The following is a 21,781-nucleotide window of genomic DNA, read 5'->3' as shown; positions in this document are numbered from 1 at the left end:
TTTCATTTACGCATAGATAATTGCATAACAAACCAGTGCGCTTACTGCTAATAAAGACAAGAACAAAAGTGTCGCTTGTTTCTTGTTTTTAAACTTACCTTCAACCAAAATAATAACAATCGTCAATCCTGCGCTTATGGCAAAGGTATTTCCTAAGTACAGTGATAATTGTTTATCTATCCCAAAGGCATTCATTAATGTGTTAAAGATAAAATTAAAAACAAGAATAAAACTAAAAAATAGAAAGGCACTTTTGTAACTAAAAAAGTGAATTCTGGTTGTTGAATTCATGTTTATTCTCCCTCTCTCTATTATATTAAAAGGAGTTTGGAGCTTTTAGTCCCAAACTCCCTTTCAGATATTCCTTATAAAGCGATATTTTTATTATCTGTTGTTTCTACCATGTTTTCCTGTGCCAAAAGCTTTTTATCGTACATTTTAAAGAATGGCAGATAAATAACAACTGAGATTGTTAAATTCACCAGCACGAGAATAATTGCTCTCCAATCACCGCCTGTTGAAAGATAGGCACCTATTGGCGCTGGTAATGTCCAGGGAACCATTACATATGTGGGGTTTACTAGCCCAATAGACGTTGCTATATATGCAAGTGTCGCACCAATTAGTGGTGTTATTATAAATGGAATAATCAATATTGGGTTTAATACAATTGGCATCCCAAAGATAACTGGTTCATTGATGTTAAAAATGCTTGGAACAATTGTTGCTTTCCCCATGGCTTTACTATAAGTAGATTTTGCAGTTAAGAGCATAGCAATTACTAACCCCAAGGTTGCACCAGACCCACCAATCCAAATAAACCATTGGAAGAATGTTTCAGGAGCTACGTGAGGAATTGCCGTCCCAGCTGCGACTGCTGCTGAGTTATTAGCTAAGTAAACTTCCCAAACTGGACGAGCAACGGCACCTACTACTGATACGCCATGAATACCAAATGACCAGAAGAATGTAATCAAAAACACTGGGATTAATACACCTGGCAATGTATCGCCTGCACTAATAAGTGGTGCAACCGCTTTATCAACAAGTGAATGTAAATCAACAGCAAACACGACTGTAATTAAGGTCATAACAAGCAGAACAATTGTAACCGGTATTAATGCTTCAAATGATCGGGCTACTGAAGTTGGAACAGAATCCGGCATTTTTATTGTAATATTTTTGGTCTTACATAGACGTAAAGTTTCAACAGCAAAAATGGATACAAGCATTCCTACAAAAAGGCCATGGCCTCCGAGATTTGTCATTGGCAAAACAAACCCTACACCATCCATCATTTTTACACCTATTGTGAACAAAAAGGCCGCTAATGATAGTAAACCTCCTGATAGTGGATCCAATTTATAGCTTTGAGATAAACTGTACCCTATACCAAAAGTAATATATAGCGTCATAATAAACATCGTTAATCGATATGGTATTAAAATTTCAGCTATATGTTTTGCCGCCCATTCACCTAATGCAGTGTCTGCTGCAACTGGTGGAAATGCAATGATAAGGAATAAACTCCCAAAGATGATGAATGGTAAAGCAGAAACCACACCATCACGAATTGCGCGTAAATGTTTTTGTTCAGACAATTTAGCCATGGGTGTTGAAAGATTGTTTTCTAAAAAAGCAACAAACTTGTCCATTCGTGTTATCCCCTTTTAATTTTTAATAGTTAAGACATACTTGTTAGATTATTTTTTTACTAGTTCGGTTATTAGTTTTAATAGCGTAGGGCCACCAAGTGGACTGTATGCTTGAGCTGGAATGACTTGACATGGGACTCCAGCTTCATCCGCAGAAGCCTTAAAGCCATCAAAACGATGTTTGACTTGAGGAGCTACCATTGCAACATCCCAACCGTTTCGAACCTCTGAATCAAATTCTTGAGTGCCAACTGCTAATACATCTATATTTACACCCTGTTTTTCCCCTTCTTTTTTTAAAGCGTTTACAACAATTGCACTTGACATTCCACCTGAACATACGAATAATACTCTCATTTTTTGTTCCTCCTATTATTTTTTTATAAAAAAGCTTTAAATAGCTTTTCTTATGAATCCTTGTGCCATTTTTAAACGATTTGATGCTTCTTCATATGAAACATTCGTTAAAATCATGACAATTGCAATTTTGGGCTGGGAATGTGCCTTTTCTAAAAATTTATTTGCAACTTCATAACTGCAGTCAGTAGCGTCCATAATAATACGTTTTGCACGTTCAACTAGCTTTTCATTAGTCAGTTGTAAATCTACCATTAAATTCCCATAAACTTTTCCAACTCCCACCATTGAAGCTGTAGAAAGCATGTTGCATACTAACTTTTGCGATGTTCCAGCTTTTAACCGTGTAGAACCAGTCAGTACTTCAGGCCCGTTTACAACTTCAATAGCAACATTGGCAATTTTCCCTATCTCTGAACCTTTGTTGCAGCTTATCGATACTGTTCCTGCTCCAACTTGATTGGCATATTCCAAACCGGCAATAACATATGGAGTGCGTCCACTAGCCGCAATGCCTACTACAACGTCTTTGTTTGTTAATTGAATCTTCTTTAAATCTTCAGGACCTAATTCAAAACTGTCTTCAGCACCTTCAACTGCTTTAATGAATGCGCTTTCTCCTCCAGCAATCAGACCTACTACTTCACTAGGAGCAGTATTAAATGTTGGCGGGCATTCTACGGCATCCAATAAACCAATTCGTCCACTTGTTCCAGCACCCATGTAGATTAATCTTCCGTTCTTATTCATTGCTGCAACGATCATCTCCACAGCTTTTGAAATTTGCGGAAGTTCTTTTTTTACACAATGAGCAACTTTTATGTCTTCATCGTTCATCACCTCTAAAAATTCAATCGTTTTCATTTCATCTAAGCACATAGTCTTTTCATTACGACACTCTGTCGTTAAATGCTCTAGCATACATATCATCCTTTTTTATCATTAGTGAAAGTTTCGAAATTTCTTAATCTATAGAGAATATAACACTATTAAAAATTAATTTCAATAATGTGTATACTTTTCTAAAAATTAATTTTAAAATAAACATAATATAAATTAATAATTTTTAATATTCTACTAAATATGTTGTTCTATCCTAAAAGCTACTAGCTATTTCATTAATCAAACCTTTGTATTTTTAAATGACCTTTTTATAGTTTAGAAATTATCCTCTATTCATTTAGATGACAAGTAAGTATATTCATCATTTGTTACCGCTTACAAATGATCATATATAAATAAATATTAAGAAATGAGGTTGTACTATTGATGAATGAAAGAATTTCAAAGAGAAAATTAGGTTCATTGGCAATAGCTGCTTTTGTGGGGGGATCGCTTCTCCTGCCATCTAATTTGATTGTAAGTGCAGAATCCGAGTCTATCCCTCAACAAACGGCTTATATAAAACAGGAACTGCGCGCAACTTGGATTGCAAGTGTGTTAAACATTGACTGGCCCTCAAAGCCCGGTTTATCAGTTTCAACTCAGAAAGAAGAATTTATAAAATATTTGGATGAACAAAAAGCAATGGGTATGAACGCTGTCGTTATGCAAATCAAACCCACTGCTGATGCTTTTTATCCTTCTGAATATGGTCTTTGGTCACAATATTTAACAGGAGTTCAGGGGAAAAATCCAGGATACAATCCTCTTTCATTCATGATTGAAGAAGCCCACAAACGAAATATGGAATTTCACGCCTGGTTCAACCCGTATCGTATTACTATGCCTTTAGGAAAAACGGCTGAACTCTCAGACCTTGATAAACTACCAGAATCTCATCCTGCTAGAGAGCACCCAGATTGGGTCATACCATATGGACAACAATTGTACTTTAACCCGGGTATTCCTGAGGTACAGCAATTTGTGATTGACGGTATTATGGAAGTTGTTGAGAATTATGATATAGATGCAGTTCACATGGACGATTATTTCTACCCTTATAAAATTGAGGGTGTCCCTTTCCCTGATCAAGCTTCATACAAAAAATATGGTGCAAGTAAATTTACAAATGTAGAAGATTGGCGGAGGGATAATGTAAACAATCTTGTTAAGCATATTAATGAAGAAATCAAAGCAGAAAAATCATATGTGAAGTTTGGTATTAGTCCATTTGGAGTTTGGCGTAACAAAGCAGTAGATCCCACTGGATCTGACACTGCTGCTGGACAAACAAATTACGATGATTTATATGCGGATACAAGAACATGGATTAATAATGGATACATTGATTATATTGCCCCACAATTATATTGGAATATTGGATTGCCAGTAGCTGACTATGCAAAGCTACTTAATTGGTGGACAAAAGAAGTCAAAGGTAAAAATGTTCAGCTCTATATTGGACAAGCTGATTATAAAATAAATACAGAGTCTAACGGTGTACAAAACTGGTTTAATCCAGAAGAAATGCCAAACCAGTTAAAATTAAATCGAACATATAAAGAATTTGATGGAAGCATGCATTTCAGTGCAAAAGATTTACGTAAAAATCCCCTTGGAGTAGCAGATCGTTTAAGCAACGACATTTATAAATATCCCGCATTAGTTCCACCAATGCCTTGGATAGATAATAATGCTCCAAAGGCTCCAAATGTTAGCAGGTCAAAACAAACAGGTGCTGGAATCCAATTTGAAATTCAAGATCACAAGCATTCAGATGCATCATATTATGCAATTTATCGTTTTGATGGGAAGAAAAAAGGAAACATAGAAGATTCAACGAACTTACTGGCTACAGTTCATAAAGAAAAGAAAAGTCAATTATTTATTGATCACACTGTACAAAAAGGAAAGACTTACACATATGTTGTGACTGCCTTAGACCGTACTCACAATGAAAGCAAACAAACAAAACAGATTAAAATAAGAATAAAATAATCATCAAAATATATTTTAAGTGTGAAATAAATGAAAAAAATCTTGTAAGCGTTTTAGAATAAGTATAAATCCTTGAGGACATTACAAAAGACGAAATTTATACATTTAAAACCATGCTAGAAGGGGCCTCAACTTTAGTATAATTTTATTCTTGAAAATTATTGATTAACTAGGATTTTAATAGACAATTAAAAGTAGGTGGAATGACAATGTACATAGTAGGATTAATGTCTGGAACATCATTAGATGGAATTGATGCAGCACTTGTTCGTGTGAATAATACTGGACTAAAAACTGAAATAGAAATGATTGAGTTCATAACATATCCTTTTCCAAAAGATATTGAAAAAGAAATTATGCAGTCTTTGTCTGTAGAAACATCAAATGTGCAGTTAATTTGTAGTTTGAATTTTAAGCTAGGAAAATTATTTTCAGATGCAACAAAGGAAGTTTGCGAGAAAGCTGGACTCCCTATTGAACAGTTGGATCTTATAGGATCCCACGGACAAACTATTTACCATCAGCCTTTGCAAGAACAAAACTGGGTACCTTCAACTTTACAAATTGGGGAACCTGCAGTAATTGCCCACGATACAAACACAATTGTAATATCTAATTTTCGTACGATGGACATGGCTGCAGGAGGACAAGGAGCTCCTCTCGTTCCTTTTACTGAATATATTCTTTATAGAAGTGAAACGAAGGGAAGATTGCTTCAAAATATAGGAGGCATTGGAAATGTAACTGTTTTACCCAAGCAAGCTTCTCTGAATGACATGTATGCTTTTGATACAGGACCTGGAAATATGATTATTGATGAAGTATGCCGCCAACTTTTTAATTTAAGATATGATGAAGGTGGTAAAATCGCTAAACAAGGACTAATTAATGAAGAGCTTTTATCATATTGTTTCAGCCACCCATATATTATGAGCCCTCCACCAAAATCAACAGGTAGAGAATTGTTTGGTAGGCAATATGTAGTAAAGCTATTAAAAATGTTTGAATCACTTCCCAGCCAAGATATTTTAGCAACTGTAACGATGTTTACAGCAAAATCTATTGTGGAGAACTATCGCGCTTACATCTTTCCAATAACCAAAATAGAAGAAGTAATTATTGGTGGTGGTGGCAGCTACAATAAAACGTTATTGGAAATGATCCAGTCATTACTTGGAAATTCTATTCAAGTCTTGACTCAAGAAGAATTGGGATACTCTTCTGAAGCAAAAGAAGCTGTGGCATTTGCTCTCCTTGCAAATGAGACTTTTCATGGTAACCCTAGTAACGTTCCTAAGGCTACCGGTGCTAAAAATGATGTCATTCTTGGAAACATAACCTTCCCTCCTTCTAAATCATTGAATTAAGAAGAAAGCATCCTATAAAAAATGTAAAATAGTTAGATGTGATGTTTCATATTCCCCTTCGATGATATATCTTAGGGGAATTTTCATTAAGATTTCCATAAGTAAACATCGAAAATAACCGTTTTATTATGATACTTTTTGCAAAGGTCAAAGAATGGACGGAACTATGAATACACCAGATGATGATCTGATGATTCCCGCTAAGATAATGGAGAAAAAGAAAGTAATGATTAAAATAATCCAGTCCTCACCTACAATCTTTAAAACTCATTATCCGGATACCGAACTTCTATTGAGAACAAGATCATCCTTCTTATTCATATACTACGTATATTTATTCCTTCAATAAAAAAAGGACTTACTTCCAAATAGCAAATAAATTCTCCTTTGGAAATAAGCCTGATATTAGAAATTACCTATTCACGTCTTCCATAAAGGACTGCAAATCTGCTTTTGTTGCTTTAGAGAACTGTTTGATTTTTTCTACGTTTTTAACCGGGTTTCCAGATTCACCAATTAAAGGATAAAGGTTTTTCTCAATTCTCTCATACCAATCGGGGTACTGATCTTCTACTTGCTTTTCAATCGTATCCCAGCTAGAACTAATTTCTTTGCCAATTTCCTGAATTTTAGCTGAGTCAGCCCTCGCATTTACTTCTTGATCCAAGGTACTTATCGATTTAAGTACAGTATTGACTCCATTTTTAATAGCCTTGTTTGTCCCATTATTTTCTTTCATATTAGTAACTGGATTTGCTTCCTCTAATTGTTGTTTTGGCGTACTCCCAGTTTCTTCCGGTTCGACTGTATTATTGCATCCAGCCAAAAAGAGCGTTCCGAAAATGAATCCAACTACATATAAACGAAAAATTTTCAATGTTTTTCCTCCCTTATACTGTAAAATAACAGGTACCTCCCACAACGGTATACAAAATGAACCCTTCATTCAATCCATTTTGATTTACGCGGGCCAATAGCAACCTCTCCATCAGTTGGTATTTCCATCTTCCCCATTTTATAAACACCTCTTCATTAGGGAGGTAATATCTTTATGAAAAATTCAATTCTTTAAAAAAGTTTTAACAAACGTCTTATTGAGCTTTATTGCCCGTTTGATGAATATTTGGTATGAACTTATAATCTTTCATCCTGCCGTGTATTTTTTTGTAAAAGGTCGCGGATTTCCTTTGAATATTGATCGGATGCTGGTACCTCTTCCACGTTCACTTATTTTTTTACAAAATAGAATTCGCCATCTTCATAAACAGGAAAATCACATAGAATTCCTCCTTAGTTTTGAGTTAGATTATACTCATACCTTACTAAGGAGCCCTATTTTTTTCAAAGTCGAAAAATAACGATCTATAGGAATGCTAACCTGCCAAATTAGCACAATAAGAAAAAGTCGCCACATATACAGCTCCGATTGTTAATGAATCTTTTCTCATTGATTCAGGAACTAGTTCGTGAAAGAAGATGAAATATAATCCATCTAAAAAAGTATTGGATTTTATTTTGGATCAATTGTTCATACTAATATAAAATACCTGTTAAAAAAGGAGAATATATGCCAAATCAAGAAAATAATAGCATTAATCCAGTCCCACATAAAAATCAAGTTAATCGATTAAATAAAAAGATTGATACATACGACATACTTAAACAAGCAATGGAAGTGGATACAGATGTCAATGAAGACCCAAATCGGGAAAGATTATTGGATGAATCAGTCGATTCTTTTCTAGAATCGAAAGAAGAATGGGAATATTAGAGCAGGAAATGTCGTCACACATGTCCTATTTTAAAGGAGCACCTAATGCTTTTATATTCAATTATCCTTCCATTATTTGAATAAGAAAAAACGGTACTTTAATTATCACGCCCTTTAATACAACAAATTATTGCGTAAAAAACCCTCTTGCACCTACAAAGAGGGTTAACTATATAGGTTGAATTATTAAGAATCGTTCTTTAATTGAAAACCTGATTTTTTAAATGGTGTTCCATATGTTCAAGATAGTCTTGAATAAGCCACTCGAGAGTCTTCATTTGATTATTACCAATATCACATTGATACGCTAATTTTTCATAAGGCGTCTTAGCAATAATTTTTATTATTTTTTTATTTAAGCCACACCATAGATTTATTATTTCTTCAATTGATATATCTTGATAATCCTGTATATCCACCCACTGATCTTGATTATATGGGGTAAGGGCAAATGGTTGTTCTTCATATTGAATTTTGATAAATCTTTCAAGATTATTAATAGCAGAATCACATAAATGGCCCAAAATCTCTTTTTTTGACCATTTATCTGGCATAGGTCTTTGTGACACCTCTAATTCAGACATCCCACTGAACTCATTCGGGACCTTAATTATCCAATTATTTATTTTATCAACTACGCTCTGCATATTTTTCTCCTCTCATTGTTTAAAGTATTTCTTCATTTTATCAAGCCTCTTTAATAAAAAGAATAAACATTTAAATCATTCAGAATATATGCATTACCTTCTTCAAGTATCCTGACCCATTAGATCCCCTAGATAAAGGGTGCTTGCAGACAACCTCCCTTTTCGCATTCAAGTGGAAATACCTAATATTGATTCCAATTATTTACCTGGATATTATTATAGTGGAATATAAAAAACGACTATCTTTATAAAATAGTCGTTTCAGACTGTAGACAAACTCGATGAAAATCGAGTTTGTCTACAGTTTTTTTGAGGGGTTGTAAAAATTCGACGTTGATTTCCACTCCAGGCACTCGCTTTCTGCGGGCGGTCAGGGAGCCTCCTCGGCGCCTTTGCGCCTGTGGGGTCTCCCTTGGACACGCATTTCCCGCAGGAGTCTCGCACCTTCCGTTCCAATCAACTTTGTTTTAACAATTAGATATAGCCACTTTTGCCTACAGTCCTTTTTGTTTTAATATAGAAGTATTAAAACTTGAGGTGATGACGATGCTTTCGAAACATAATTCTATTCAGCGAGATCAACTTGAAATGATTACTTTGGATCAACTGGTGCCAGCGAACCATTTGGTTCGTAAAATTGAGGGAGCCATTGACTTCACTTTCATTTATGACTTGGTGAAAGATATGTATTCAGAGATAGGGCGCCCAAGTATTGATCCAGTTATTTTAGTTAAATTGACATTCATTCAATATACCTTCGGTATTCGTTCGATGCGTAAAACGATTGAAGAAGTTGAAACGAATATGGCTTACCGTTGGTTTTTAGGTTACGGTTTCCATGATAAAGTACCTCACTTCTCAACGTTCGGGAAAAATTATGAGCGTCGCTTTAAAGATACAGACCTGTTTGAACGGATTTTTTATCGTATCTTAATGACAGCTTCAGAAAGAAAGTTAATAAGTGCAGAGCACGTATTCGTTGATTCAACACATGTGAAAGCCAGTGCGAATAAGCGAAAATTCGAAAAGAAAATCGTTCGTAAGGAAACACGAGCATATCAAGGACGCCTTCAAGAAGAAATAAATCAAGATCGTGAAAACAATGGAAAGAAGCCTTTTCCACCGGATAAATTTGATAAAGAAGAAACCAAAGAAATTAAAGAAAGTACAACTGACCCTGAGAGTGGCTACTATGTAAAAGATGAACGAACAAAACAGTTTGCCTATTCATTTCATGCGGCTGCGGACCGCAACGGTTTTGTGCTGGGGACGATTGTAACACCGGGAAATACGCATGATAGTCATATCTTAGAGCCTCTTGTTGAACAAGTGATTGAGAAAGTTGGAAAACCTGAAGCTGTTGCCGCAGATGCGACTTACAAAACACCAGCCATTACAAGCTACCTTTTTGGGAAAGAAATCACACCAGCTTTACCCTATACACGTCCACGAACAAAAGAAGGGTTCTTTCGCAAGCATGACTATGTTTACGATGAACATTTTGATTGTTATCTCTGCCCATCGGGCGAGATTTTAAAGTACTCAACAACAAATAAAGAGGGCTATCGCGAGTACAAATCACTCAAACACACTTTTGCGACATGCTCATTTTTATCACAGTGTACAGTAAGCAAAGACCATCAAAAAGTGGTGACACGCCATATCTGGCAAAATTATATGGAAGAAGCAGATCATCTGCGTCATCACAAGGATGTAAAACCTATATATGCGAAACGTAAAGAAACAATAGAGCGTGTATTCGCAGATGCAAAAGAAAAGCATGGTATGCGTTGGACTACTTTAAGGGGACTTAAAAAATTGTCGATGCAGGCGATGCTTACTTTCGCTGCCATGAATTTAAAGAAGATAGCCAATTGGACATGGCAAGGTCCAAGAATGGCTTAATAAAGTGGGCTCGTAGAGGCCCAATCTCTTAATCTTGAGCAAAATTCAAAGGGAATTTCAAAAGGGGTCCGGAATTAAAACATTCCGAACCCCTTTTGTCTACAAACTGAAACGACTATCTTTATAAAATAGTCGTTTTTTGTGAAAATATTGCATTTAAAATTTGTTCATTTAAAAATGGTAGAGATAATTTTTTCTGTCGTCATCTCACTATCTACCACATATGTTCCAGGACGTAATCCGTTGGCCTTACCTTTCTTTTCAACTTCATCAGAAAAATCCTTTGCATTCTTAATGACTTTTGCTCGTTGAAGGGTTTTACCAACGTCAATACTTGTCGAACCTTTAGACACTTTTAGAACTGTACGGTATACGACCTTTTCTGTTGTTTCTGTTTTCGCTTTATCTTTAATGGATTTCGTTTCAGCAATCTGATCTTCCCACTCTTTTTCTGAATGTATGACATATCCTTCAGAAGATAGCAAATCTTTCATATCATCTTCTGACAACTTCTCTGAAGTCTGTGTTCCGGTCGCTTCACTGGGACCAAAGAAGTATACTGCACCGCACAAACCCGCCGCAACAATAAGACCTCCTGCAAAGCTGCGCATTGATTTAGATGTCATTGGCAACATTACTCCTTTCATTATTTGTTTTTATGTAAGGAGTAAGCAAGCGTTCTATCTCATTTTCTGACTGTTGTGTTTTCAATGCGATGCTTTCAAATGAATACCCGCGCTTATGTAAGTCGAGAACCTCACGTAACAAGAGCCGCTGTTCAGAAGAACCTGCAAAAATGCCTGTCTCTTGTGCTGTAATTTCAGCATCTATCTCGATTTTTCGTATTTTTTCTTGTAGTTGATTTACTTCATCTCCAAAAGTACTAGAAAACTGTTCTAATTGTTTATCCACTTTTATTGAATCCGTTTTAATAAACGACAAAATGAACAGTAAAACTGCTACACCAAACAAAATGACTAACGCCCATTCCATCATTCTATGTCCCTCCTTAATCTTTGAATCTAATTTCTCGCTTTCTAATTATATATTGATTCGTACGAAAACTCGATTTAAATGAATAAAACACCACAATAGTCTCGTAGTTTATACAGAAAAATACATAATTAGCCTATTTCCAAGTTTATCAACAGCCAACACACTCATATCTATCATACCATATAAGGACAATGTTACCATAAAAAAAAGACTTGTTGCCTATCAGAATAATAGGATGAAGATTTTTTATCATGTTAGTTTTTAGCCCACTCTAATATGAGGTAAACTCTGACAAAAAGAACAAATTGTATTAGCTCTACTTGCAACAGCTAATCAAGATGAAAACGTATTTGAACGAGCTCATTAATTTGATATTCACCGTAATCTAAATCCTCATATTGTTTTTGGACACGGTAATCATTTCTGTATCGTTGCGCCTTTTAAGCTAACATTGCCTTAACGGAATTGGTGAAAAAGTTTACTTCACTCACGTTCCCGGAGCCATTTACTGATGCAATCGAGAAAAGTGAGGTATATGGACGAAAGAGTTTTCCTATTCAATTGGAAAAAAATGTAACGCCTTCTACTATTTTAGATTGCGTTACATTTTAGCGTATTGTCCCTGGTGGAATTGGGATGCAGAAATAAACCAGAGTAAAAGATAGGTAAAGCTTTGGAGCTATATATAAAAAGAAAATTTACTAATTAATCGAGATTAGAGGGCACGAATCTCATTTATGTACTAGATTTAAATATGGATTTTATTCTTCTACTGCAAGCAAAAAAGAACGATTCCTTTAAAAGGAATCGTTCTTTTTTTGTGTTTAATTTTCAGTAGTTTCGCTTACTCCTGAATAGCTTTTCTTATGCTTCACGACAAAGTAAAGCAGTGTCAATATCATAAAACCAATTGTAAAGCCAAGTAAAACATAGACGTTTTGCCACATTAAACCAAAGTTACCACTTGATATTACTTCTTTAAATCCTCTTACTGAGAAAGTCATCGGTAACCAATTATTGAATATTTGTAATGGTTCTGGTATCAATTCAAGTGGGAATGTTCCAGCACTTGTCGTTAACTGCAAGATCAAGATAACTATCGCGATGAAACGACCTGGATCTCCCATTGTTGTTACAAGCAACTGAATCAATGTAATGAATACCAAACTCGTTATAATCGAGAATATTACGAATAACGGTACACTTTTCACTTCCATATCAAGCAGTACTAAAGTTAATCCTGAGGCAATAATTGCTTGGATAATACCTACTGAAGCAATAATGCCAAATTTACTTAAGAACCAAGTGAACCCGTTTTTCGGAATTCCAATCGGATCTCTTAATGGAAAGACAATTGAAAGTAATAGGGCACCAACGAACAAACCTAATGATAGGAAGTAAGGGGCAAAACCAGTTCCGTAATTTGGAACTTTATTGATACTCTCTTTTTCAACCTTAACAGGTTCTGCAACCATGTTATACGTTTCTTCACCAGCATTAATATCTGCAGAATCTTTTGCAGCTTTATTAATTTTATCCTTAAACTCTGTCGACCCTTCTGCCAACTTACTTGTTCCACTTACAATTTTACTAGATCCATCAGCTAATTGACTAGATCCATCAGCTAATGCTGCCGATCCTGCTGTAAGTTGATTGACTCCATCTGCAAGTGTCGTTGAACCTGCAGCGAGGTTTTGGCTACCAGTTTTTGCTTCTGATAATTTCTCACCGAAAGTTACTAGTCCTACTCTTAATTGAGATTGACCTTCTTTTAATTGAGCTGCCCCTGTTGCTAATTGAACTGCTCCTTCATTTAATTGAGAAACACCTGTTTGAAGAGCTTTTTGCCCATTATTCAGTGTGGCAATATTTTCAGAAAGACTAGCTGAACCTGCTTCAATTTGACCTGCAGAACTTGCAAGCTCTTTATTCCCAGCTTCAAGCTTTGTTGCACCTTCTGACAGTTGTGCAAATGCTTGCTTCAAAGCTGCTTGCTGTTCTTCAGGTAATGCTCCCATATACGGTTCTAATTGCGATTGAAGGGTAGAAACTCCTTCTTTCAATCCTGATGCCCCATTAGCTGCGCTATTTGCACCTGTTTCAAGCTTTTGTAAGTAACCAGTAAGCTGCTTACTTCCATCATGGATTTTTTCAGTACCCGAAACAACCTCATTCATCTTCGCTTCAACTGTACCAATGCCAGAATGAGCTTTTTCTATACCTGCTTGAAGGCTTCCTGCCCCATCTTCTGCCTTTTTCGCTCCGTCAATCAATTGATTTTGAGCGTTAGATAACTGCCCTAAACCATCAGCAAGTGATTGTGCTCCTTTTTGTAACTCAACGGTACCGTCCTGAACTTTCTTAGTTCCACCTGTAAATTCAACTTGTTTCTCAGCTAATGATGTTAATTTTTCTTCTAAAGTTTTTACACCATTATCAACGTCCAGGATTCCATCTTTCAGTTTCCCAGCTGCTTCATCCGTTGACTGAAACCCTTCGCCCATTTCTGTTATGATGTCAAACATCGTTTCTGCATATGTCTCAGTTACTTTTTCTGCTAGAGCCATTTGGATTTTTTGAACAGCTGTTTCTCCTATTTGAGCTGATAAGAAGTTAAAGCTTTCATTTGGAACATACTTTAATTCAAGTTTTTGCGGCTTATCATCCATTAACGTCGTCGCGTTTTTCGAAAAATTCTCTGGAACTTCTACTAGTAAGTAATATTTCTGATCCTCTAAGTTTTTGTAGCCCGTTTTACGATCAACAAACTGAAAATTAAAATCCTTACTTTTCTTCAGTTTTTCTACAAATTCATCACCGAGTTTTAATTCTTCTCCCTCTAACTTAGCACCAGTGTCGTTATTTACAATGGCAACTGGTAAATCTTCTAGGCGATCATACGGATCCCAAAAAGCCCATAAAAACATACCACTATACAAGATAGGAATAAATAGAATTGCGATAATTGGGATAAGCAGTTTTTTATTTTTAAACAGGCCAAGTAACTCCTGTTTTATTAAACTAAATTTCAAAGAATTTCCCCCTAAGAATAATTGACCGATTAATTCATTTGGTCATTTTTTGTAAATAATAAGGACTATCAGGAGTGACAGCCAATCCGTTAAACAAATATAACTGAAATAGTTCTGCTATTTCTTCTTTTTCAAGTGGTTTATGATTTCTTTCCCAATCGAATATAAGTGCTAAATAAATCTTCAACATGATAAAAGCTGTTATTTCAGGATTACATGGAGAAATATCTTTCTTTTCGATAGCTATTTTAATTTTCCCCTTAATATAGGAAATGATTTCTATTTCTAATTCATTTAACATTTGTAAAACTGCTGGCGTTCCCATTTCTTTTTCTTCCTGAAATAGCTTCAGTGATAATTGATGCTCCTTTCTGAATTCTAAGATTCGATATAGTGCACTATGCAGGTTTTCATAAAAGGTTAAGTTTGGTTTAATTGACTGCTCAGCCTCATATTTCATTTCTTCAATCATTCGTAACACAATTTCTTTAAACAATTGCTCTTTATTGGCATAAAAAGTATAGATGGTCCCCTTGCCGACATTTGCTATTTTCGCTACTTGTTCCATAGTTGTAGCTTTATAACCAAAGAGTGAAAAAGACTTTGTCGCGACCTCTAATATTAACTTTTTCCTGTCAATTGACATATATCACCTCGAACTGACCGTTTGAACAAATCGGTCATTAAGTTATTTTATGATATTAACAAATTTTTTTTATAATAACAAGACTTCTTTTTTAAAGTTTAGGAACATCATATCTTTCTATCATCTCTTTTTGCTTTATTACCCATATTGATTACTTACTATTAAAGTATAATAAATGACAAATAAGGAACTAAGCGATAAGATATAGACAATTAGGTTCCTTTTCCTGATTTCTTAAATAGGTTGGTGTAAAGATAAAGACCATGAAATTAAACAAAAGGTAACCAATACAAATCGCATAGTATGCATATTAAGGAGGACACAATGATTATTAAGATAAATAATATACCGCGTTTCATGCAGGCCGAAATCGAAAAACTTCAATCAAAACTGTCTCCATTATTGAAGAAAAATATGAAATACGGTTTTTTTTCAACCGTGATGATAGGGTTTTCCATCATAAATCTATTTTTTCTTCTATTTAAAAATGACTCATATCCAATCTCTAAAATTGCCCTTGCAATATATGCATTAGTGGGTGCTATAGGATTTGCCCTTTTAAAGGAAAACAAACACAACCAAAAAGAAATAGTGAAAATGAGCCAAAAATATATGCTGGAGAGAATGAAAGAAAGCAACTATTTAACCGATGCCAGGAAAAGTAATTACTATAAAAAGGTAAATGAGCAGCCGCTATCTGCAATGAATGTCTTTTTGGAGTTTCTCGCAGAAGAGGAACAAAGGAAGAACCAACCCTTCCAAAATGAATAAATATAAAATGGAAGTTCGCAAATTTTTATAACTTTATCGGTCGTTGAAATAAGTCAACAAACGATTAGCGCTTTTAAAAAATATAAGGTTAAAAAAACAACTCAACCAGTATGCTCCGGTAGACTACCGATTCATACTGGTTGTTTGCTTAGGCTTTTAAACTGTCTACTTAACAAGGTAAGACCACTTTACGATAGATCTATTCCAAAAAAGGTTGAATAAAATTTCTTGGCATTCACAAATTCTTTGTATTCTCGTTTCTTTTTAATGCTGTGTATTTCTATTAGCAGAAAAGTAATTAGTCATGGAGGGCCTTATCAATTAGTTCATGAAAATAGACTGCTGCATGTTCTGTTGGAGAAAAGATACCATTTGTAAACGCCTGGGAATTTAATCCTTTTTGCAATTTTTCCACCAGTTCAAAATCTTCCTGCCGTACTTGATCAACAAATTTAAAATAGTCTTCTTTTTCTATTGTTGTTTTTTCATTGAGGGAGTAATCACGATAAATACCTAGCGACGTCTCTGCATCAACAGGAATTACTTGAATGGTATTCACATTCCCGTCTCCTGGATAAACGTTAATCATCATATTGGGCCAAATCCAATAAAAACGTGCTTGGTCACCTTCAGCATTCTTACTTGCTGACATATATTGATAGGTAAATTTGTCGTGTGTCGTTGTGCAAAAGTTCGATATATCAAAAGATTTTGCAAAGCCAGGATGAGCAATGGAACAATGATCACATTCAAGGTAGTTGTCAACAACAGCTTTCCAATTAGCTTTAACTACTCGACGAGTTTCCCTAACTAGTTTTAGAGAATCAAAGAAGGGATACTCTTTCATTTCCTCTAAAAATTCCTGATATGCTTCTGCCAGAGAAGGAGCATTTTTGTCTAGATTGACAAAAATCATAGCATTCTGAACTTCTAAGCGAATGGATTTCATACAGCTGTGTGCTCCCAGTTCATTCGTTTTAAAATTAGGAGCTCTATTAACATTTCCATCTAATTTAAATGTCCATCCATGGTATCCACATTGTAAAACTTTTTTATTTCCTTTATCAGATTGTTCTACTTTCATTCCGCGATGCGGACAAATATTGTAAAAAGCACGCAGTTCACCATCAGTACCGTGAGAAACGATAATAGGCTCCCCAGCGACATCTAATGTCAAGAAATCGCCTACTTTTTCGACTTGGCTGGCATGCCCCACCAATATCCAACTTTTTCTAAAAATCTTATTTCTTTCTTCATTAAATACCTCTGGATCGACATACCGTGAATAAGGTAGTGTTGGGCTAAACTGTACATTTTCTTTCGTACTCATATTGAAAATCCCTCCTGATAATCTTCTAATTTTAAAGTTCAAAAAACAGCTTAGTACAATTTTTATTTTCTAGTTATACCCGATCCATATATACTGTCTTGATTTCAGTATAAAATTCAACAGCACTCTTCCCTTGTTCACGGCTGCCTGCACTTGAATTTTTACATCCGCCAAATGGCATTTGCGGTTCGGTTCCTGCTGTTTCCGAATTGACATGGACAAGACCCACTTCGACATCTTCAATAAACCGTTGAGCCGCCGTTAAATTATTCGTGCAAATTGCTGCGCTCAATCCATAATCTGTATCATTCGCCATCTTAACTGCTTCCTCATAATTTCCGGCCTTAAAAAGGGCGATGACTGGTCCAAAGATTTCTTCACGTGCAATGCGGGCATGTTGAGGAACATTTTCAAAGATAGCCGGTTGGACATAAAAACCATTCGCCAATTCCTCTTCAGTCGGAATCTCTCCTCCACACAAAAGCGTTGCTTCTGATTTCCCTGCATCAATCATTTCAAGCACGCCATCGCGTTGTGATCTAGATACAGCGGGACCGATATATGTTTCTTCGTTAAGCGGGTCGCCCACTTTTAATTCTTTCGTACGCGCGACAAGACGTTCACGGAATGCTTCGTAAATTCCTTCTTCGACAATCACCCTGCTAGTGGCTGTGCATTTTTGCCCTGTGGATTTAAAAGCTCCGCCTACAGCGATTTCCACTGCTTTTTCAAGATCAGCATCTGCGAGAACGACGAGCGGGTTTTTCCCTCCCATTTCCACTTGCACTTTCTTCCCATGTTCAATGGCTTGTTTTTGAATTTGCTGACCTACTTGATTCGAACCTGTAAAAGATATAGCCTTCACATCCGGATGTTCCACTAATTCAGCACCAATGACAGAACCCCTTCCGAATACACAATTAATGACACCAGCCGGAAGACCCGCTTCATCTAATGCTTTTATCACATGATAGACCGACTTAGGTGTAAGATCAGCCGGTTTAATCACGACTGTATTTCCATAAATAAGGGCTGGCGCCAATTTCCACACAGGGATAGCAATTGGAAAGTTCCATGGTGTAATCAACCCCACCGGACCGAGCGGAGTACGAGTAGTGTACAAAAATGTATTTGCATTCGCTGAAGGAATTACTTCTCCAAGTGGCTGCCGAGCTTCAGCAGCATAATATTCAAGTATGCTAGCAGCACGATTGGCTTCCCCCATCCCTTCCAAGAATGTTTTCCCTTCTTCCTTTATCAAATCCTGACCTACTTCCTGCACATTCATTTTCAAAATATCAGCTGCTTTCTGCAAATATGAAGCCCGTTGCTGAAACGAAAGTTTTTTCCAAGCAGGAAATGAATTTTTTGCGGCTGCCACTGCATCATGTAAATCAGCCGCAGCACTAGATGGAAATTCCCCTAAATTTTCTCCATTATGGGGACTAAGATTTTCCCTATACTCCCCTGTAGTTGGTTCTTTCCATTTTCCATTAATATAATTTAAGTAACGCATATGATTTCCTCCCGTATTCTATTTTTCTACTTCTAGATGATAGATTTGCTTATTACTGGAAACTTCTAAAATAGATTCTTCCACCATTCGTGTATACTCGAATGGTTGCACGTTTTCATTTGTCGGCATATTAAGAATAATTTCTATTGAACGAAATCATTAGGCTGTTCATTTGTAAAGGTAGGCACATCTACCTTCCTTCTCGTATACCTAAAATAGTAAAATATATAGCAAGCAGCGACGAAACCTAATCCCCAATACAACGAAGTGCGCTGTGTCGAATCATAAGCGGTGAACACGAAAATACCTAGACACATAAGGATGCAGAGAATCGGGGCAAACGGGAAGAAAGGTACTCTATACTTCAGATCTTCAACCTTTCCTCCTTCTCTGATATACTGCTTACGGAATCTGTACTGTGCGAACGCAATCGCCATCCAAGTAAGTACACCTCCAACCCCGCTTATAGAAAGTAACACCACAAATAGCGTTTCTTCTGCTACTACACTTGTAAGTAACGACAGCAAGGCAAAGACCAAGGTGACGAGTAAGGCATTAATAGGTACACCGCGCCGATTTAGCTTTCCAAATGAAGGATGCGCCATTCCGTTTTGAGAAAGGGAGAAAAGGACCCTTGTACAAGCAAACAGACCCGTGTTCCCTACAGAGAGGACCGCCGTCAAAATTACGAAATTCATAATGTCAGCGGCATAAGGAATACCTACCATTTCAAACACGGTAACAAATGGGCTTTCCAGCACCCCAACTTCTTGCCACGGAACGATAGCCGACAAGATAAAGATTGCTAGAACATAGAAAAGCAGCACACGTATTACGATGTTTCGAATCGCTCTCGGAATACTTTGTTGGGGGTTTTCCGTCTCGCCTGCTGCAACCCCCATGATTTCTGATCCCTGAAATGCGTATACGACCGTCATCATCGATATAAACACACCCGTGAATCCTGTAGGAAATAGTCCATCACCCATAAAATTAGAAAAAAACGGAGCAGGTTGTGCATCCATACGAATCAATCCAAACATCGCTGCCGCACCGATAATTATGAACAGAATAACAGCAAGTACTTTAATCCCTGAGAACCAATACTCAGTCTCAGCAAAACTTCTCGTTGTTAAGGCATTTATAGTGAACAAAAGTACGGTAAATATCATACACCATACCCATACTGGTATATCAGGAAACCATCTAGTCATAAGCAAACCAGCTGCTACAAATTCTAAGCCTACGTAAAGAGCCCAACTCAGCCAGTAAATCCATCCAATGACAAATCCAGTAGCGGGTCCAATAAATTTCGTTGCATGGACCTGAAAGGAACCGGACACCGGCATCACTACCGATAATTCACCGAGACAAATCATCGCCAAGTACATTAATAAACCACCGAACAAATAGGCAATAATCGCTCCTGCGGGTCCGGCTTCACCGATCGCATAACCTGATCCCAGGAAAAGACCTGTTCCAATAACCCCACCTAAGGAGAGCATAAATAAATGTCTGCTCTTCATCGAACGCTGTAATTCTTTTGGCTGATTTTCATGTCCTGTTTGCATTAATTCCCCCCCGTTTCTAATCGATAAACTGCTCTATACACTTTTATGATTAACACAAGATAACGAGAGTTCCCATTATTCTGAAATTAAACCACATTATTGTGCAGGTAACGCTTCGGAGGGTTCTGCATATTCTAGCAAGTCGCTGATTGTCGGTTTAAATATTTCATAAGCTACTTCTCTTTGATATTTATTTTGGTTTTTTGCTTCTGTAAACAACTGATACGTATTTTTCCTACAAAGTTTTTCAATATCATCAACTACAGCTTGCGGATTTGGTTTAACTAGTCCGAAAATAACCACTTCATAAAATCTTATCGCCCCCAGGTTGGCAACGAAATCATTGACAACATCAATTCCTCTTTGTTTTATGATTTCGTCTCCCTCAGAAGAAAGGGGAATGTTTGCCGCTTCCACAATTAAGCTTGCTTTTACACTTTTAGCATTAGATTTGTGGATGACATCCTCTAGTGCGCACGGAATTAAAATATCGCAATCTATATCGAGCCATTCCGTGTTTGACCTTACATTATAATGCGGTTCAAAAAAGTCTTTATCCATTTCTCCGTACAAATTCTTATGATCAATAAGCTTTTGGACATCTAATCCTTCTTCACACGTTACTAAAAGGGTTGCATCAGAAATTCCAACAACTTTATAACCTAACTGGGACATTTTCAATGCGCAGCTTGCTCCTACACAGCCGAATCCCTGAATGACAACTCTCGCTCCATCTTTTCCGCTTTTAAATTTCCAGGCCTCATCTGCCGAAAATGCTACACCATAGCCTGTTACGACATCGTTTAAATACAACCCGTCAATTTTTGTTTTCAACAATTCATCAAAGTCCTTTATCCCTTGTAGAACATTCGGATTCTGCTTCATTGATTTCGTAAGAGGGATATCAATACCAAATTCATTAAATATTTTGAGCACATCTTCATATTTGGTACCTAAATCACTGCCTAAAGATACCCCGATGTCTATATAAGGCATCATCGCAATTAGAAATCTTCTTAATACTGCATACGCGTCTGGCGCTTTATAGTCATAGGCAATGCCCGCTTTACATCCGCCAGTCGTCTCAGATTCACCGGCTACATACTTATAAGCCATCGCCTCAGCTAACCTTTGAACCTCTTCTTTTGTGACCGTTGGATGCATTCTTGTACCGCCGCCTGCGTAGCCTTTGACAAAGTTATGCACGACCAGCCAACCTTTTGCATCTGTTTCCGTATCATTCCATTCCACAACTAAATATGGTTTGAACATCTGTGAAACCTCCCCAAAATCTTTTATTATTTCCACTAACTTCTAATGCAAAAACAATGCCACAG

19 protein-coding genes are annotated in these 21,781 nt (G+C 36.5%); 5 read left to right on the top strand and 14 right to left on the bottom strand.

The genetic code is table 11. The features are described from left to right. Positions 1–6: 6 nt before the first annotated feature. From JFU50_RS20465 to murQ, 4 genes are all read right to left on the bottom strand, one after another. A complete protein-coding gene (locus tag JFU50_RS20465) occupies positions 7–291 on the bottom strand; it encodes a hypothetical protein (protein ID WP_056524851.1) in 285 nt (94 codons plus the stop codon). A 74-nt stretch (positions 292–365) separates the two neighbouring features. Next, the gene (locus tag JFU50_RS20460; RefSeq protein WP_201185545.1) at positions 366–1,655 is read right to left on the bottom strand and encodes a PTS sugar transporter subunit IIC; all 1,290 of its coding nucleotides are present in this window, start codon (positions 1,653–1,655) and stop codon (positions 366–368) included. 48 nt (positions 1,656–1,703) lie between these two features. Next, positions 1,704–2,012, bottom strand: coding sequence for a PTS sugar transporter subunit IIB (locus JFU50_RS20455; protein WP_056524858.1), 309 nt, complete (start codon positions 2,010–2,012; stop codon positions 1,704–1,706). A gap of 36 nt (positions 2,013–2,048) precedes the next feature. Beyond that, entirely contained in the window at positions 2,049–2,933 is an 885-nt protein-coding gene (gene murQ / locus JFU50_RS20450; RefSeq protein ID WP_201185547.1) for an N-acetylmuramic acid 6-phosphate etherase, read from the bottom strand. A 348-nt stretch (positions 2,934–3,281) separates the two neighbouring features. Here murQ and JFU50_RS20445 point away from each other — a divergent pair, with 348 nt between their 5' ends. Together JFU50_RS20445 and anmK are read left to right on the top strand one after the other, a co-directional pair. Next, positions 3,282–4,892, top strand: coding sequence for a glycoside hydrolase family 10 protein (locus JFU50_RS20445; protein WP_201185549.1), 1,611 nt, complete (start codon positions 3,282–3,284; stop codon positions 4,890–4,892). A 209-nt stretch (positions 4,893–5,101) separates the two neighbouring features. Beyond that, the gene (anmK, locus tag JFU50_RS20440; protein WP_201185551.1) at positions 5,102–6,259 is read left to right on the top strand and encodes an anhydro-N-acetylmuramic acid kinase AnmK; all 1,158 of its coding nucleotides are present in this window, start codon (positions 5,102–5,104) and stop codon (positions 6,257–6,259) included. Positions 6,260–6,671: 412 nt separating this feature from the next. Here the strand turns inward: anmK and JFU50_RS20435 are convergent, their stop codons facing one another. Next, complete coding sequence (locus JFU50_RS20435) at positions 6,672–7,136, bottom strand: hypothetical protein (RefSeq protein ID WP_201185553.1); 465 nt, start codon at positions 7,134–7,136, stop codon at positions 6,672–6,674. Between the two features lie 690 nt (positions 7,137–7,826). Between JFU50_RS20435 and JFU50_RS20430 the strand changes: the two genes are divergently transcribed. After that, the gene (locus JFU50_RS20430) at positions 7,827–8,030 is read left to right on the top strand and encodes a hypothetical protein (RefSeq protein WP_201223837.1); all 204 of its coding nucleotides are present in this window, start codon (positions 7,827–7,829) and stop codon (positions 8,028–8,030) included. 200 nt (positions 8,031–8,230) lie between these two features. Here the strand turns inward: JFU50_RS20430 and JFU50_RS20425 are convergent, their stop codons facing one another. After that, positions 8,231–8,614 (bottom strand): DinB family protein, encoded by a 384-nt coding sequence (locus JFU50_RS20425; RefSeq protein WP_242486914.1) that lies wholly within the window; start codon positions 8,612–8,614, stop codon positions 8,231–8,233. Positions 8,615–9,223: 609 nt separating this feature from the next. On the opposite strand from JFU50_RS20425, the gene JFU50_RS20420 reads away from it, so the two are divergent. Continuing rightward, positions 9,224–10,582 carry an IS1182 family transposase gene (locus JFU50_RS20420; RefSeq protein ID WP_201223835.1) on the top strand — a complete coding sequence of 453 codons (1,359 nt, stop codon included), beginning with the start codon at positions 9,224–9,226 and terminating at the stop codon, positions 10,580–10,582. A gap of 167 nt (positions 10,583–10,749) precedes the next feature. Here JFU50_RS20420 and JFU50_RS20415 read toward each other — a convergent pair whose 3' ends face one another. The 4 genes from JFU50_RS20415 to JFU50_RS20400 all read right to left on the bottom strand — a co-directional run bounded on the left by JFU50_RS20415 (position 10,750) and on the right by JFU50_RS20400 (position 15,256). Further along, a complete protein-coding gene (locus tag JFU50_RS20415) occupies positions 10,750–11,208 on the bottom strand; it encodes a hypothetical protein (protein WP_056524882.1) in 459 nt (152 codons plus the stop codon). After that, complete coding sequence (locus JFU50_RS20410) at positions 11,198–11,578, bottom strand: hypothetical protein (RefSeq protein ID WP_242485398.1); 381 nt, start codon at positions 11,576–11,578, stop codon at positions 11,198–11,200. The genes JFU50_RS20415 and JFU50_RS20410 overlap by 11 nt, the downstream gene beginning before the upstream one ends. Positions 11,579–12,402: 824 nt before the next feature. After that, positions 12,403–14,610 (bottom strand): YhgE/Pip domain-containing protein, encoded by a 2,208-nt coding sequence (locus tag JFU50_RS20405; protein WP_201223832.1) that lies wholly within the window; start codon positions 14,608–14,610, stop codon positions 12,403–12,405. A gap of 34 nt (positions 14,611–14,644) precedes the next feature. Beyond that, complete coding sequence (locus JFU50_RS20400; protein ID WP_201223830.1) at positions 14,645–15,256, bottom strand: TetR/AcrR family transcriptional regulator; 612 nt, start codon at positions 15,254–15,256, stop codon at positions 14,645–14,647. A gap of 324 nt (positions 15,257–15,580) precedes the next feature. Between JFU50_RS20400 and JFU50_RS20395 the strand changes: the two genes are divergently transcribed. Beyond that, positions 15,581–16,027 carry a DUF5392 family protein gene (locus JFU50_RS20395; protein ID WP_201185561.1) on the top strand — a complete coding sequence of 149 codons (447 nt, stop codon included), beginning with the start codon at positions 15,581–15,583 and terminating at the stop codon, positions 16,025–16,027. A gap of 298 nt (positions 16,028–16,325) precedes the next feature. On the opposite strand, the gene JFU50_RS20390 is transcribed toward JFU50_RS20395, so the two are convergent. From JFU50_RS20390 to JFU50_RS20375, 4 genes are all read right to left on the bottom strand, one after another. Further along, a complete protein-coding gene (locus JFU50_RS20390; protein WP_201185562.1) occupies positions 16,326–17,357 on the bottom strand; it encodes an aromatic ring-hydroxylating oxygenase subunit alpha in 1,032 nt (343 codons plus the stop codon). Between the two features lie 73 nt (positions 17,358–17,430). Further along, positions 17,431–18,873, bottom strand: coding sequence for an aldehyde dehydrogenase family protein (locus JFU50_RS20385; protein WP_201223828.1), 1,443 nt, complete (start codon positions 18,871–18,873; stop codon positions 17,431–17,433). Positions 18,874–19,016: 143 nt separating this feature from the next. Then, positions 19,017–20,444, bottom strand: a complete 1,428-nt coding sequence (locus JFU50_RS20380) for an amino acid permease (protein WP_201185564.1) — start codon at positions 20,442–20,444, stop codon at positions 19,017–19,019. Between the two features lie 96 nt (positions 20,445–20,540). Continuing rightward, complete coding sequence (locus JFU50_RS20375) at positions 20,541–21,716, bottom strand: Glu/Leu/Phe/Val family dehydrogenase (RefSeq protein ID WP_201223826.1); 1,176 nt, start codon at positions 21,714–21,716, stop codon at positions 20,541–20,543. Positions 21,717–21,781 lie beyond the last annotated feature (65 nt).

It is taken from the genome of Peribacillus sp. TH14, from assembly GCF_016651145.1.
Classification (GTDB): domain Bacteria; phylum Bacillota; class Bacilli; order Bacillales; family DSM-1321; genus Peribacillus; species Peribacillus butanolivorans.
This window is presented reverse-complemented; position numbering and strand designations above follow the sequence as displayed.